The organism is Oceanicoccus sp. KOV_DT_Chl, assembly GCF_900120175.1.
Taxonomy (GTDB): Bacteria; Pseudomonadota; Gammaproteobacteria; order Pseudomonadales; family Dasaniaceae; genus Oceanicoccus.
Map to the genome: position 1 here is coordinate 939,995 of NZ_FQLF01000002.1, position 15,401 is coordinate 955,395.

Consider the following 15,401-nt stretch of genomic DNA (forward strand, 5'->3'; position numbering starts at 1 on the left):
ATCAATACGTCACTCGGGAAGTCGAATTTTGACACACAACCCTGGCTGATTTTCACCTAAAGATATGGACCCATCATGCCATTCTATAATGGCCTTCACTATAGCCAAGCCCATTCCAAAACCCTCACTACTTCGGCTTTTATCGAGCCGATATAATCGTTGGAAGACTCTATCAAATTCCTCTACAGGAATGCCGGGACCATTATCCGCAATCAGCAACTCACACCCATCTAAACGTAAATTTATTTGACCACTATGCGGTGCATATTTAATCGCATTCTGAAAAACATTATATATAGCTCTGAATAATAAATTTTCATCACCTAAAACTTTAGCATTATTAATTATATTGATACTGATTAGCTGATTTTTTTCTTCCGCAAGCGGCTCAACAAGATCGACGACATCCAGGCAAATCTTTTCTAAATTACATTCTTTTTTCTCAATTAATTGCACACCTTTCTCTAACCGTGATAATTCCAACATGGCCTCAAAGGTATCAACCAACTGGTCCAGCTCTAGCAATAACTGTTCGCGCCAAACCTCCCCATCCAATTCAGTCGGATCACAGCGATGCCGATCAATCCCCATCCGAATACGCGACAGAGGTGTGCGTAAATCATGGGCAATGTTATCTGTTACACTAGCAACTGAGTGTACCAACTCATCAATATCATCAAGCATCTCATTAATTTGAACGGCAATAATATCGTACTCATCCTTACGGCGACTGACCGGCAGCCTTATTTGTAATTGCCCTTTCTTTACCTTGGAGGTGAGTTCACCAATATCTTTAACACGCTGCAATACTCGTCGATTAAATAGCAGCCCGGCTAACAGGGTGATGATTGACGCACCGATTAAGGTTGCCAAGGAGGCAGTCGCAAAGGTATTTTCCAGCTGCTGATTTTCGTCAAAGAGGCCAACGGTAAGCTCACCAAAACGGGTATCCACACGGGTACTGACAACTACTTTTAACGTTGGCTCACCCTGGAAATCCGCTACTGCAATGGGAAAACGCTGAACTTGAGGGTAACCACTGACACCCCCGCTAAACCGATCTAGATTACCAATGCTGACTTGGTTTGCATTTAACATCAAAATTAATGAATTTGATCGCCGACCTCTATCCGTAACTATCTGTTGAAATTCATCGGCGCTCATCGTACTTGCACTAGCCAAATCAACAAAACTCATCGCGGCGACCCTAACGCTCTGTTCAAGCTGCTGCTTTTGTGCGCCAAGAGTTAACTGATAAACTACAGCCAAGATACCGCTACATATCAATAATACGATTATGGTAAAGGCTATAGTAAAACGCCAAATTGATGTTTGAGTAAAAAATTTAAGGCGCTCTAACCACATAGCCAGCACCTCTAACAGTATGAATTATTTGGCTTTGGCCATTCGCCTCTAATTTTTTTCGTAACTTTGCTACATGCACATCAATGACATTTGTCTTGGGGTCAAAGTGATATTCCCAAACTGTTTCAAATAGCATGGTACGGGACACGACTTCACCTTGATGCTCAAGCAGATAGCGTAATAGTTGAAATTCTTTTGGCTGTAATTTTATTTCATACTCAGAGCGAGTAACTTTATGGCCGACCAAGTCCATTACCAGATTATCGACTTTTAACTCTGTTGTTTCGTACTGTGGTTGCTGACGCCGAACAAGGTTGTTGGCTCGGATTAACAACTCCTGAAACGAAAATGGCTTAGCAAGATAATCATCACCGCCTGCTTGCAGCCCTTTAATTCTTTCATCAACATGGGTTAGCGCACTGAGAATGATAACCGGTATATTTTTTCCCATTGCACGCAGACCGGACAACAAGTCCAAGCCATCCATTTGCGGAAGCATTCTATCGAGAATAAGCAAATCATAATGGCCGGTAGTCGCAAGATATAGCCCATCCGGCCCGGTGTCGGCAACATCAACAGCAAAACCCTGCTCCTGAAAACCTTTTTGAATATATTCCTGTGTGGTTTTATCGTCTTCAACTACCAGTATTTTCATTATGAATAATCTTATTTTCAGGCTATTGCTTTAAAACCGGTATCATTCTTTGTGAATCAATATCGATAAACCATTTTTTCTCACCGCCAGCCCCGTAGGTCTCCAGCTCGAAATAATAAACTCCTTGATTATTCTCTAACTCCGCTTCCTGTAATAAGGCGCTCGCCTCAACCATGCCTGACTTTTCTAACAGCTCTAAAGCGGCAATCAAGGTAAAATTAGACGCTTGCAAATACTTGGCCATTGTTATGTCTTCATCTTCTTTAAACCATGACCAGACTATCTTTTTTTCTTCACTAACGACTTCGCCGGTTTTTACATCGATCTTGACTTTGTATTTACGTTTATCATCAAGGTTGATGACTTTAACCTCATGAACTAAACGGTCATCCTCATCATCGAGCTCATATTGATAAATAAGGCCTGGGTAGTCTTTGCTGACTTTTGCAATAGCCGCTTGGGCGTCAATACCAGATTGCTCTATAGCAAATCGAGCCAGTGCAGCCTCTTCATGGTCATCACCAGCATTGGCTACAGGGTTGAATAAGCTAACACTAGCGATTAAAAAACACAGGGTAACAAGTGATCGATTGTTCATTTTAGTATCTCTTCAGCATAATTAGGAGAGGTAAGCCTAACAATAGTTGGGTAAATCGTAGATTTACCCTGAATTAACTAAAATTCATCTAACCTTTGAGAATAGCTTGTAGCAGCTCAAACACCCCAGCTGCCGCAGCCATTAAGCCTAATAAAAAAAACTTAATGAAACTCTTTTTATTACTGCAACGAACTCTCTATGCCCTTTAACCAAACAGCTTGAAAAATCCGAGGTTTTATTTCAAAGCATCAACATTCTTTTCATCAACGTTATAATCAATGATATCTAATTTAACAGACTGATGGCTACGACGAGGGAAGCTGAATTCGGCTTCAGGTACTAATTCACCGCTTCGGTCATTTGGCGTAGTGAAAAATTTAACGGCTAGGCTATCGGCTTTATTATCCACTGTAATATGGGCAAAACCCCAAACAAAACTCTTATTCCACAACAAATCAAATTGAGGGTACGCTTTTTCTTGATAACGTACCAAACCACTGTGATGACCGCGCATTTTAGAAGCAGCGCCCGTAATAATCAGGGGTAGCTTATTGACATTGCCCTTGCCAAAGTATTTCTCACAAGTATCAGTCATCAGCTCTAGATCATGCTCGTGCCCAGCAATATAGCCATCTGAGTACTTACATAGTGTAGGCATAATCAATCGGCGTAGAACATGGCCTTCATCGTATTTTGACCCGCCAACTGACCAAAGAATATGGTGACCATAAACCAACTTCCACTTAGCTGTAGAATTTTTAAGGCCGTCTTTTAACCACTCAAGTTGTTTAATATCTTCGCCATTAAGAGGCACCTCGTGAGGCTCAACCTCTTCTAGCTCAGCGGTACCCGCATCGATAGCAGCTTGGTCTGGCTGCTCACTACCATCTTTCAACAGAGGCACTTCATAAATGGTTTGGCCGGTTAATAATAAGTTCGTATCTAGAACAAAGAACTCAATATCATTGCCAGCCTCACCTATTGTATAGTTGTAATAACCGGGTTTAGGCAGGGTTAAACGAGGCTGTGTTTCCATCCAATCCAATTGTAAGGCAACACCCTTACGTGAAGACTTCCAATCATGGTTACCCAATGCAGAGTATACAATTAGCTCAGGCTCTTCTGCTAATAACGGCTTGATAGGATCCAGGATCAAATCGTTCATTCGCTGTTGATCATCACGACCGTCTGAGTCATCTGCGCCATTGGGGTATATATTGTCACCCAATTGAATGGCAAATTCACACTCGTCAGTTTTACAGTAAGCTGCCATAGCCGTACCTACCGGATGAGCACCACTCGCTTCAGTTGCGATATTGGTACCAGGGAATAGGACTAAAGGCGAATGAGAGAACTCAGCTTCAGAACGCCCCTCTTCTAACCAATCTTTCCGCTCTCCTTCAATAAATTGTTCTTTAGTGAGCGCATTTTTAAGGTGCTTCGTTTTTGGGTAAGAAGGATTGTAACCACCATCACCAAAAGCAATAAATTTAATAGTAGAGCTATCAGCACCTTTACTAGCTATAGGAGCTGCATCTACTGGAGCTGTATCCAGAGATACGACCTCGTCTTTTTTAGTACCAGCGCAGGCTGCCAATAAAACCAATATAGAAGCACTGTATAATATACTCATATAACGCATTTTCATTTCACCTTTTAAAGCCCGAGAGCTCAACATACTATAAACTTTCATAACGTTGGTTATAAAACAGCTTTAGCCATAAGAAAACCAACCACTCTTTTTACTAAATCTAAATAGTGCTCTTTCGTTTGCTAACCATAAGCCATAAACTCACAGAGCTTTCTGCACCTACCTAATCAATCTAACTTGCTAGCTTTTTCAACTTTGTTAAAGCAGTAACCATTCAATTTCATGGTTGTTAGCCGTGTTAAACAGGCCATCATCAGCCATTAAAAAAACAGGGGGGAAATCATTTTACAATTTAGTATCGTTAGGTGAGACAAGCCTAACAACAGTTATGTAAATCGTAGATTTACCCTGAATTAACTAAAATTCATTTAACCATTGACGATAGCTTGCAGCGGCTCAAACACACCCGCTGCTGCTGCCAGTACTACATCACCTTTAATCAAAGCGTCATCTGCCGCCAAACAATCATTGGTACGGCCGCCAGCTTCTTGTACCAATAACATACCCGCACTAAAATCCCAGGAATTCATATGCGGTTCAAAATAACCAATCAAGCGACCACTGGCCACATAGGCCAAACTCAGGGCACCACTGCCACAACGGTGAAACATGCCATTTGCCCGGATCAAGCGTTCCAGGGGCAATAAAGTGGCCTCTGGCGTTACCCGATTAGAATAGCCAATACCGATTAGGCCATTATCGACCCCGTGAACCTGGCTAGCCTGCATGGGCTTACCATTCAAGGTCGCACCCTTGCCTACCTCTGCAGCAAACAGTTCGTTATTATTAGGGTCATAAATCACCCCAATTTGTACTTGATTATTGACCACATAGGATAAGGAAATACACCAGGTGGGTATGCCACTCACAAAAGGCTGCGTGCCGTCTATCGGATCAACAACCCAAGTGCCGGCGCCACTGTGTCTGGCGTGCTCCGCGTCAAACTGCTCATAACTTTCTTCACCCAAAAAATTATCGTTTGGGTAGTTAGCTTCAATCGCCGCGCGAATCAGGTTTTCTGTATTCACATCCGCTTCGGTGGCCATATCCTGAACACCTTTATCCTGCACCGTCAGTGATGCCAAGTTAGCAAAGTAACTGTTAGCTAGCTCACCCGCTTGTCTGGCAATTTGGCAGGCAAAGTCGAAACGTGTTTGTTTGTTCATTCTTTCTCCAGAAAATTCTAGACAGCTACCTTTTACAACTTGAAAATAGGTTTTTCACACTGTCGATTAATTGCAAAAAATTTGCGCACTGCCGGCATGGTTATATCCGCTTCAACTTCTTCAATTGCAGAAAAAGTATCCAACAATTTAACATCGACCTGTTTAAGTGAGTTTTTATCCTGGCCACAATCGAGCTGGTAACGGGCCTTGGCCACCGCCCCGTCCTGGCTAACATTGCTCGCAATAAGCTCACATGCCTGCTGACCTTGCATAGCTATTACATTATCAACCTGTTTAAGTGCATCGATATCATTACCCAACTTATTTATCGGTGCTGTTACAGTCACTTCAACCGAGCCTTCTCCGGTGTAGAGAACCACGAGCTTGGCAATATCCTGTTGATGTTCAGCGTGATCAATCTGATGATCGTTGCAGTAATTACTAACCGCTTCACCCGTACAAGCGGTTATTAGCAGGCACAATAAACTAACCGCTGCTTTTATAGTTCTCATTGATTTACTCCGATGCCTTTACGCGCCAAAGGCTACTAGCTAAAATAATTGAAACAACCGACGCACCGACCCAAAATATAATGGGTTTACTGTAGTCATAAAAATAAACCGTCGTTTGTTGGCTGGAAACGGCAAAGTTGAAAATAATTTCGCTGTCACCAATAAGTTTCCCGCTAATATAGTCCTGCATACCAGCGCCTATATAACTGAAAACACCAATAAAACCCATGGCCGCACCCGCCACTTTTTTTGGTGCTATGTCGATAGCAAACAAACCACCCAGGGATGCGAGAATACCGCTTAAACCAAACCCATAAATTATCATCGCAGTCGCTAGGATGACTGGATCTCTGGGGCCGAAAAAAATAATGAACAACGGCGCTAGTTCCAACACGCCAAAAATAAGATTGGCGGGTGGCCGCCGGGATGAAAACCATTTATCGGAAACCAGACCGTACACGACGCAGCCTACAATGCCCGCCACGGTATTGAAAAAGATAAACAAATTAGCATCAAATAAGTCAAAACCCCGAATCTCCTGTAAATACACATTACCCCAACTATTAATAGCGTAACGAGTGACATACATGCTGGAACTGGCTAAAGCCAATATCCATATTGAGGGAATAGTTAAGACTTTTAACTGTGTTTTCCAGATACTATCTTGAGATTCAGACCTTACGACCCCGTGATCATTTTTCCAATCAGCAATCGTTGGTAGGCCTAACGTACGAGGGCGATCAGGAAGATATCTATATAATAAATAAGCTGCACCGACACTAATAATGGCGGGTATCCAAAAACCCCACTGCCAGGAAAGACCCAAGCCTTTAGGCGCTGCCGCTACTAAATAAGCAATACCTAAATAAGTCAGCCCTTCACCAATAGAGTGGGCTGTGCTCCACACACCATAATAGCGTCCGCGCTCGGAGTTGCTGTACCACCCCGCCAAAGACACCACGCTGGAAGGCGCTCCAAAACCTTGAAACCACCCATTAAGTAACCACAGCGAGGCCGACAGCCAAACCAAACTGGAAAACCCCATACCGACATTAGCCATCGCCGATAAAAACAAGCCTACTGCAAAAAAACGACCTACATGAGCATGGTCCGCCAAAAAACCATTAGTAAACTTCCCCAGAGCGTAACCATAAAGCATGGTAGAGCCAATAATGCCCATCTCCTCCGGAGTAAAAACACCTGCATCCATTAGTGGCTTTTTAACTACATTCAGGGCAAGTCTGCAAACGTAACCTAAGCCATAACAAAAAGTAACAAGAAAAATAACATTGCGGCGATGCAACCGAAACAAAGCACTGATCTCATTACTATTAGTCAGTAAATCTCGATCATCGCCTGTTGAAAAGAAGTTTTTTATTGACTTCATAAATTTACCTAGCCGTGATTATTTTTCAGAACAAAAACGATTTACTTACTGGCAACCATAGTTGAGCGCCGAGTAACTTGCTGACTGTATTCAACCTGTGTCTCACTAATGCCCGAGTTCGGTGTAGAAATCATATCAATTATTGCGAAGCATTCTTTTGACGTGGCGCCATATACGCCAGCAATGTATAAAATAAAACACTCTAATAAAAGGAGGAGCCTAACAAAAGCTAGGCTCCTCAAGGGGGGACCTGAATTATTAGCTTTTAGCTTAAAAACGTTTCCGTAATGTTAACGTAATAACCGGGCCAGCTGTTTCAACCTCATCTTCAAACTCATCGACATCACCAGCGATATGGTTATCCAATATTTCCTGAGCGCTATCACCACCATAATTGGTAAAGTGTTCCCGCTTTTCTGCATCAAGTAAATTGGTACCTGTTAGGCGTAGCACATAATCATTATCAAACCGTTTTTCGATAAAAGCCTCTAAGTTACCGTCATATTCCAGTTCAACTTCTCGATCAAGGTCGACCTGTAAACTTTTACCTTGCTGCTGATAACTAAAACCTGTCGACACATCCCAGCTTGGAATGTTGTGAGTAATACCCACGTTGTAAACATAATTAGGCTGATCACGGAAGCGCCTGGTTTCACCGGTAAATTGATCTTCAATTTCAGAATCCAACCATGTCACGTTAGCAAAGAAACCGGTTTGATCCGATATCGGGACATTAAAGTCCATCTCTACCCCCCAAACCTCACCATCACCCGCATTGTTATAAGAGTACAAAGTACCACCACCCGCTCTGGTGATACCCACTTCCTCTATAACATCAGATACTTCGCGGTAAAACACATTAAAGCCCGCAATACCTCGGCCTAAAATACGCTGTTCATAACCAATATCCAAACCATTTGAAACCTCATCGTCCAGATCAGGATTACCTTGTTTAGCATCGCCATCTTCTGGCTCATCTTCTAGAATAGTGGGTGATAACTCCGTGAAGGCTGGCCTGCGAACCGTGCGCGCCAAGCTGGTTCTGAACGTGCCGCGATCTCCGACTTCATAGGAAAAATGCGCTGACGGGTTAACATGCGTCTCTGAAGTGTCAGTTTTCGACACTTCATTTTCGATCGTACGGTCGGTACTTTCTACCCTAACTCCCAGCTCTAAAATACCACTTTCACCCAGCGCAGTTTCGCCCAGTAAGAAAGCATCTAGCCGATCTTCTTCGACTTCATAAGTTTGTAATAAATCTACACCGTTAACAAAACCATCAGACTCAACATCAAACTCAGTATATGTTTCTTCACGCTCTTTCATGGATGCTACTAAACCGGTCTTCAAAGCTATACCGCTGTTTAATTCTGTACCCACAGATGTCGCGACAATAAATTCTTCATCAGAAATATCCAGGTTCTCGATCCCATCATATTCTTCAATTGATTCATAATCATCTCGCTCAAACAAATCTGCATCTTCCGTCTGCTCGGTTTTACTGTAGTCCGCCGAGATTTCCCAATTTGAAGATTGGCCAAATTTTTGTGTATAGAGTGTTCCAAGCGTAAGAGTATCTTCCTCAATATCTACAGCATCGCGCGCCAAACCATCTAACTCCAAATCACCATCATCATTCACTTCACTGGCTTCTTCAGTTTGATTTTCGGTACGCTCGGTGATTACTTTATTGGCAGAGAAACCTAAAGTGGAATTTTCATCTAGCTGAAACGTGACAGCCGCACTCAAAGAAATATCATCGCTATCACGAACATCATGTTCTATTTCACGGGTATCCAACTCACCTTCGGGTGAAGTCACTGTTTCTGTTTTTTGTTTGGCTACGTAACGCTCAGAAAATGTTGCCGAGGTTGACCAGGTGACATCATTGGTTTGAGCGCCGTAACTCAACGCCGCACTATTACGATATTTATTGTCATCAAAACTTAACACGCCTAATCGAATACTGCCGCCCTGAAGGCTCGCACCATCTTTTAAGATAATGTTAATCGTACCGCCGACACCCTGGCTATCCTGGTCAGCACTTGGACTACGAATAATTTGTATGCGATCTACCATCTCAGCAGGAATACGGTCAACCGCTGCAGAACGGTCAGCACTACTACCTGCGATACGTCGACCATTAATCAACACTTGGGTATAACCTGCGCCCAAACCTCTAAGCTGTGGCGAATCATATTCACCCACATCACTGCTAAAGGCTACACCGGGGGTACGCTTTAACATATCCCCTACTGACGTAGGCTCGAACTGCTGAAAAAACTCAGTATCGTATTCAAGCTCTGGCGATACCGACGGTGTTCTATCACGATATACTGGCGCGCCTTGTACAATCACCTCCTCTAACTCGGCGCCCTCGTTAGCAGCACTAACCGACAATGGCGCTATGGAAACTGCAGCAATTACGACAGCCTTATGCAGCGCCGTCCTATTAAATTGTTTCATTTTTTTCTCCAATTCTTATTTTCTTAATTAGTCTGCGGCAACCATTAACAGACAATACTGACCGACTAGGCTCGAACGCTAAGCAGTTACCTTATTAGTACTTCCCGACATCTCAAACCCATAATAGAATAAATATTTCATAATAACAATAAATAGAATAAAACATTTTAAATTATTTTAGCATGCATATAAGTCATTGTTATTAAAGAATTAATTACAAATTAATTCGATATAAACTACGCTTTTATGACTACCGGAATACCACTTTTATAGGATTCGAACGCTGCATTAGCTAAGCGCAAAGCCTCAAGCCCATCGTTACCAGTAACCAGCGGCTCATCCCCCGAGCGAATGGCACTGACGAAATCTTCCAACTCCTGACGATAGGCTTGCGCGTAACGCTCAAGGAAAAAATACAACGGCTTGTCGGCGATCACTCCCGTTGAATCAAAACACTCCAGCCGATTGGATGTTTCATTTTCAACCCGCAGCATTCCTTCGGAGCCAAACACTTCAACGCGTTGGTCATAGCCATAACTGGCACGCCGACTATTACTGATTTGGCACAGTTTCCCGGAGGCTGTTTTTAGAATAACCATGGCGGTATCTATATCACCTGCAACAGCTATATCTGGATCGACTAGACAACTTCCAGTGGCAAACACCTCCACCGGCTCTTCTCCCAGCAACCATCGCGCCATATCAAAGTCATGAATCATCATGTCCCGAAACAATCCACCAGACACCTTGATGTATTCCAACGGTGGTGGCGAAGGATCGCGACTGGTAATGGATACCATCTCCAACTCACCAATACGCCCGGCCTTTAACTGTTGCTGCAGTGCGCTAAAGTTGGGGTCAAATCTACGATTAAATCCCAGAGCTAGTGGCACCTTCTGCTCTGCTACAACTTTTAAGCAACGCTCGACTTTGTTGAAATTAAGATCGACCGGCTTTTCACAGAAAATCGCTTTACCACTGTTCGCGGCTAGTTCGATTAAATCTGCATGAGTATCGGTCGCCGTGGCAATAATGACGGCATCAACTTCTCCATCTGCCATTACCGTATTAGTATCGGAAAAAGTTGCATTTAATTTTTCCGCCAATTGCCTGCCAGCCCGCTCATTCACATCGACTACATAACGCAGCTCTACATCATTTTGCTGCGCGACCGTGGTCGCGTGAATACTGCCAATTCGGCCAGCACCTAACAGCGCCATCACAATTTTTTTAGACATAATCTATAAACCTTTTAAGCCATTGTTGGCATAACAAAATCCGCCCCAGCGCGAATCCCCGTAGGCCATCGTGATGTAACTGCTTTCAACCGAGTATAAAATCTAACGCCTTCTGGCCCATGCATATGGTGGTCACCAAACAACGAATTTTTCCAACCACCAAAACTATGAAAAGCCATAGGCACAGGTATAGGTACATTGACTCCCACCATGCCAACCTCTATACCATGAGCAAAAGTACGCGCTGTATCACCATCGCGAGTAAAAATAGAAACACCATTGCCAAATTCATGTGCATTAATCATATCCATAGCAGCCGAAAAATTTTCTGCCCGAACCACAGCTAACACCGGTCCAAAAATTTCTTCCCGGTAAATACACATATCAGCTTTTACATGATCAAATAATGTGGCGCCCAAATAAAACCCTTGCTCGTAGCCTTCTTGCTGCATCACAAACTCACGACCATCGACAACCAGCTCAGCACCTTCCTCAACGCCAATCTGAATATAGGAGCGCACCTTCTCTAAATGTTGAGCAGTAATCAGCGGTCCCATATCCGCACCCGTCTCAGTGCCTGGCGCAATTTTCAGTTTTCTAATTCTTGCGGTTAAACGCTCGACCAAGGCATCTGCAACCGCATCTGTTACCGGCACTGCTACAGATATCGCCATACAACGCTCACCTGCCGACCCGTAAGCCGCACCCATTAATGCATCTACTGCTTGATCCAAGTCAGCGTCAGGCATGATAACCAAATGATTTTTCGCACCGCCTAAAGCTTGCACCCGTTTACCATTGGCCGCACCGGTACGATATATATGTCGCGCCACAGGAGTTGAACCAACAAAGCTCAGCGCCTTCACTAAAGGATGAGCAATCAATGCATCTACCGCCTCTCTATCACCTTGCACTACATTAAAAACACCCTCCGGCAACCCAGCTTTGCTGAGCAAGTCCGCCAACAACAATGAGGAAGAAGGCACTCGCTCAGAGGGTTTTAAGATAAAGCAGTTACCGCACACAATAGCGACGGGAAACATCCACATCGGCACCATCGCCGGAAAATTAAATGGCGTTATACCGGCAACCACACCCAGAGGCTGGCGCATACTTTGGCAATCAACACCTGAACCAACACTTTCACTTAGCTCTCCCTTTAACAAGTGTGGTGCGCCGCAGGCAAACTCAACAACTTCAAGGCCACGCGTCACTTCACCTAATGCATCTTCAAAAACTTTGCCATGCTCTTTTGAAATAAGTCTGGCTAATTGCTCTGCATGCTCTTCAAGTAACGCTTTAAATTTAAACATAACTCTAGCGCGCCTTAATGAAGACGTTGCAGACCACTGAACAAAGGCCGCACTCGCTGCTGCTACGGCAGCATCTACTTGAGCGTGATCTGCCATCGCCACTTTAGCGATCACAGCACCTGTAGCAGGATTAAAAACATCACTGCTACGGCCCGCTTGATTTGTAACTAATTCGCCATTAATAAAATGCGTAATACTTTCCATCTGCTCACTGCCCCTGAAATAATTAGATAACCGGCGTATTAAAGTCCGATTTTGGTGACAAGATTGTCTAAATAGTTGTAACCCAATGTTGCATATGTCAGCGGGGTAGCCTTGCCTGGATCCTGCTCAGCTTCAACGACTAACCAGCCACAGTAATTAATCACCTTTAACGCGCTCAATACCGCCGAAAAATCAATACTGCCGTCGCCAGGAACAGTAAACACACCCTCCAATACCGCTTTTAAAAAGCTGACATCTTTTTCTTTAGCCCACTTTAATGTCAGTGACCGAACATCTTTGCAATGCACATGAACAATTCGCTTACCATGTCGGGAAATCACCTCAACGGGGTCAGATCCTGCATAAGTTAAGTGTCCAGTATCTAATAACAACCCAACAGACTCGGCTGTATGTGCCATTAACAAATCAATTTCCTCAGCCGTTTCAACCACAGTCCCCATATGATGGTGGTAAGCTAAACGAATGCCTTGCTGATCCATGTACTGAGCAATCAGAGTCAATTTTTTCCAAATTCTAGCCATTCGTTGGCAGCTAATGTAGGTCGCTTAGAAAGTGCTGAATTTAAGTTGCCGTGAATACACCCACTGACTTCAGCAAACACCATCACCTTGCACCCCATACCTTTTAGTAAGGCAAGATGATCCTTCATTGCTTCAATTTCGTCCTCTACAGAACGTTCTAATAACCGCGCGCTATACCAACCCGAGATAATTTCTAGTTGAAAGGGCTTAATAACTGCTTGTAACTGCTCCAACTCTCTGGGAAATTTCTGACCCAACTCAAAGCCTGCATAGCCCGCTTTTTTTCCTTCGGATAGACACTGCTCCAATGAGATTTCTGCACCCAGCTCTGGCAGGTCATCATTAGTCCAGGTCAAAGGATTAATACCTATATTTACACTCATTACTTAATTATCCTTTAGCACTTTTACCACAATAAAATTAAAACCAAATGCAGAAGTTACTGATGCTGATTTTTTTTATAAATTAAATATTCGCGATGTTTATTCACGACCTGCTCGCGCTCAGATACTTCAGGCACAGCAACGTCCCACCAACATCCACCTTCTTCGGTTGTCACCGCAGGATCAGTATCTATAACAATTGCATAACATGTTGATGATGCTTTAGCTCTAAGCAAAGCCTGTTCTAACTCGCTAATAGATGCCACTTTTTCAGACACAGCACCCAATGAAGCCGCATGCGCAGCAAAATCGATGGCGGGGACTTGATCACCTTCATAGAATGAATCTTTTAATAAATTATTAAACGGTGCGCCACCACAGGCCTGTTGTAACCGATTAATACAGCCAAAGCCTCGGTTATCAAGAATGACTAGAATCAGTTTTTTATTCATCATCACTGCGGTGGCAATTTCAGAGTTCATCATTAGATAACTACCGTCACCCACAACAACAAATACTTCTCTCTGTGGCAGAGCCATCTTTACGCCAAGCCCACCAGCAATTTCGTAACCCATGCAAGAAAAACCATACTCAACGTGATAGCCATTAGGGCGAGACGCGCGCCATAATTTATGCAACTCCCCTGGTAAACCTCCCGCAGCACAAACCACCACACTATTGGTATCAGCGGCGCGATTTACCGCGCCCACCACTTGCGCATCTGTAGCTAAACCAGCACCGGAGTCAGCGGTATTTTTTTCAACCACGAGATTCCAAACTTCCATAGCTTTACGCGCCTCGTTCATCCAACTAGCTGCCGCAGCCCAGTCGCCCAAACTGTTTGATAAAGCATTCATCCCTAATGCTGCATCAGCAACCAAAGGCAATGATCCGTGTTTATTAGCATCAAAAGGAGCAACGTTTAAAGCTATTAATCGACATTGCTTGTTGGCAAATATGGTGCGCGAACCAGTAGTGAAATCCTGCAATCGGGAACCAATGACCAACACAACATCAGCTGATGCCGCTAACTTATTCGCCACACTGGAGCCGGTAACACCAATAGCACCTACATTACAGGCATGATTCCAACTTAAAGCACTTTTTCCTGCCTGCGTTTCTGCTACTGGAATACTATGACGTTCAGCAAACTGTGAAAGCACCTCACATGCAGCAGCATAGTGAACACCGCCGCCGGCAATAATGAGTGGTTTCTCTGCATTTTTTAATATTGCTACCGCCGCCTGTAATGCTTCAACATCAACGGCTACTGGGCGTGGCTGATGAACACATTCAGCAAAGAATTGTTCCGGAAAGTCATAGGCCTGCGCTTGAATATCCTGAGGCAATGCCAAAGTTACTGGACCACAATTAACGGGGTCCAAGAGCACTTGTATAGCCTGGGGCAAACTCGTTAGTAATTGCTCAGGGTGAATGATCCGATCCCAGTAACGTGACACTGGTCGAAAGCAATCATTAGCGGTTATCGTCGGATCAGAAAAATTTTCAATTTGTTGTAGCACAGGGTCAGGAGCACGTGAGGCAAAAGTATCTCCAGGCAACAACAATACTGGCAGTCGGTTAACATGCGCCAACGCCGCCGCGGTTACCATATTAGTGGCACCCGGCCCAATCGATGTAGTACAAGCCATCAGCTGCTGACGATTGCTCGATTTTGCAAATGCTATCGCCGCATGCGCCATAGCTTGTTCGTTATGAGCGCGATACGTTGGCAGTGTATCCTTAACCTGATGCAGCGCCTCTCCTAGACCCGCAACATTGCCGTGACCAAAAATCGCCCACACCCCGGGTATTAAAGGCTCCAACCTGCCATCAATGCTAACCTTCTGCGCCATTAAAAACCGCACCAGCGCTTGCGCCATCGTCAACCTTCGCGTACTCATAATAATATCTCTGCGTG

Annotated in this window: 13 protein-coding genes; all 13 read right to left on the reverse strand. The window is 44.0% G+C overall.

Translation table 11 applies throughout. From position 1 onward, the window contains the following. Positions 1 to 9 precede the first annotated feature (9 nt). Positions 10 to 1,365 (reverse strand): HAMP domain-containing sensor histidine kinase, encoded by a 1,356-nt coding sequence (locus UNITIG_RS08040; protein WP_101757910.1) that lies wholly within the window; start codon positions 1,363 to 1,365, stop codon positions 10 to 12. Then, complete coding sequence (locus tag UNITIG_RS08045) at positions 1,346 to 2,020, reverse strand: response regulator transcription factor (protein ID WP_101757911.1); 675 nt, start codon at positions 2,018 to 2,020, stop codon at positions 1,346 to 1,348. Before UNITIG_RS08045 ends, UNITIG_RS08040 begins: the two co-directional genes overlap by 20 nt. Before the next feature lie 22 nt (positions 2,021 to 2,042). After that, complete coding sequence (locus tag UNITIG_RS08050) at positions 2,043 to 2,618, reverse strand: PepSY domain-containing protein (protein ID WP_101757912.1); 576 nt, start codon at positions 2,616 to 2,618, stop codon at positions 2,043 to 2,045. A gap of 235 nt (positions 2,619 to 2,853) precedes the next feature. Then, positions 2,854 to 4,266 (reverse strand): metallophosphoesterase, encoded by a 1,413-nt coding sequence (locus UNITIG_RS08055; RefSeq protein ID WP_200821226.1) that lies wholly within the window; start codon positions 4,264 to 4,266, stop codon positions 2,854 to 2,856. A 371-nt stretch (positions 4,267 to 4,637) separates the two neighbouring features. Continuing rightward, positions 4,638 to 5,435: an inositol monophosphatase gene (locus UNITIG_RS08060; protein WP_101757913.1), complete on the reverse strand. Its 798-nt coding sequence runs from the start codon at positions 5,433 to 5,435 to the stop codon at positions 4,638 to 4,640. Positions 5,436 to 5,467: 32 nt separating this feature from the next. Continuing rightward, on the reverse strand, positions 5,468 to 5,947 hold the full coding sequence (locus UNITIG_RS08065; RefSeq protein ID WP_101757914.1) for a hypothetical protein: 480 nt from the start codon (positions 5,945 to 5,947) through the stop codon (positions 5,468 to 5,470). Between the two features lie 4 nt (positions 5,948 to 5,951). After that, on the reverse strand, positions 5,952 to 7,334 hold the full coding sequence (locus UNITIG_RS08070) for an MFS transporter (RefSeq protein ID WP_101757915.1): 1,383 nt from the start codon (positions 7,332 to 7,334) through the stop codon (positions 5,952 to 5,954). Positions 7,335 to 7,604: 270 nt separating this feature from the next. After that, the gene (locus UNITIG_RS08075) at positions 7,605 to 9,800 is read right to left on the reverse strand and encodes a TonB-dependent siderophore receptor (RefSeq protein ID WP_101757916.1); all 2,196 of its coding nucleotides are present in this window, start codon (positions 9,798 to 9,800) and stop codon (positions 7,605 to 7,607) included. A 236-nt stretch (positions 9,801 to 10,036) separates the two neighbouring features. Beyond that, entirely contained in the window at positions 10,037 to 11,038 is a 1,002-nt protein-coding gene (gene iolG, locus UNITIG_RS08080) for an inositol 2-dehydrogenase (protein ID WP_101757917.1), read from the reverse strand. Positions 11,039 to 11,052: 14 nt separating this feature from the next. Next, entirely contained in the window at positions 11,053 to 12,555 is a 1,503-nt protein-coding gene (locus UNITIG_RS08085) for a CoA-acylating methylmalonate-semialdehyde dehydrogenase (RefSeq protein WP_101757918.1), read from the reverse strand. 38 nt (positions 12,556 to 12,593) lie between these two features. Beyond that, complete coding sequence (locus UNITIG_RS23475; protein WP_200821227.1) at positions 12,594 to 13,097, reverse strand: TIM barrel protein; 504 nt, start codon at positions 13,095 to 13,097, stop codon at positions 12,594 to 12,596. Continuing rightward, entirely contained in the window at positions 13,073 to 13,480 is a 408-nt protein-coding gene (locus tag UNITIG_RS23480) for a sugar phosphate isomerase/epimerase (RefSeq protein WP_200821228.1), read from the reverse strand. Before UNITIG_RS23480 ends, UNITIG_RS23475 begins: the two co-directional genes overlap by 25 nt. Positions 13,481 to 13,536: 56 nt before the next feature. Beyond that, positions 13,537 to 15,384, reverse strand: coding sequence for a 3D-(3,5/4)-trihydroxycyclohexane-1,2-dione acylhydrolase (decyclizing) (gene iolD, locus UNITIG_RS08095; RefSeq protein WP_101759223.1), 1,848 nt, complete (start codon positions 15,382 to 15,384; stop codon positions 13,537 to 13,539). Positions 15,385 to 15,401: the final 17 nt, after the last annotated feature.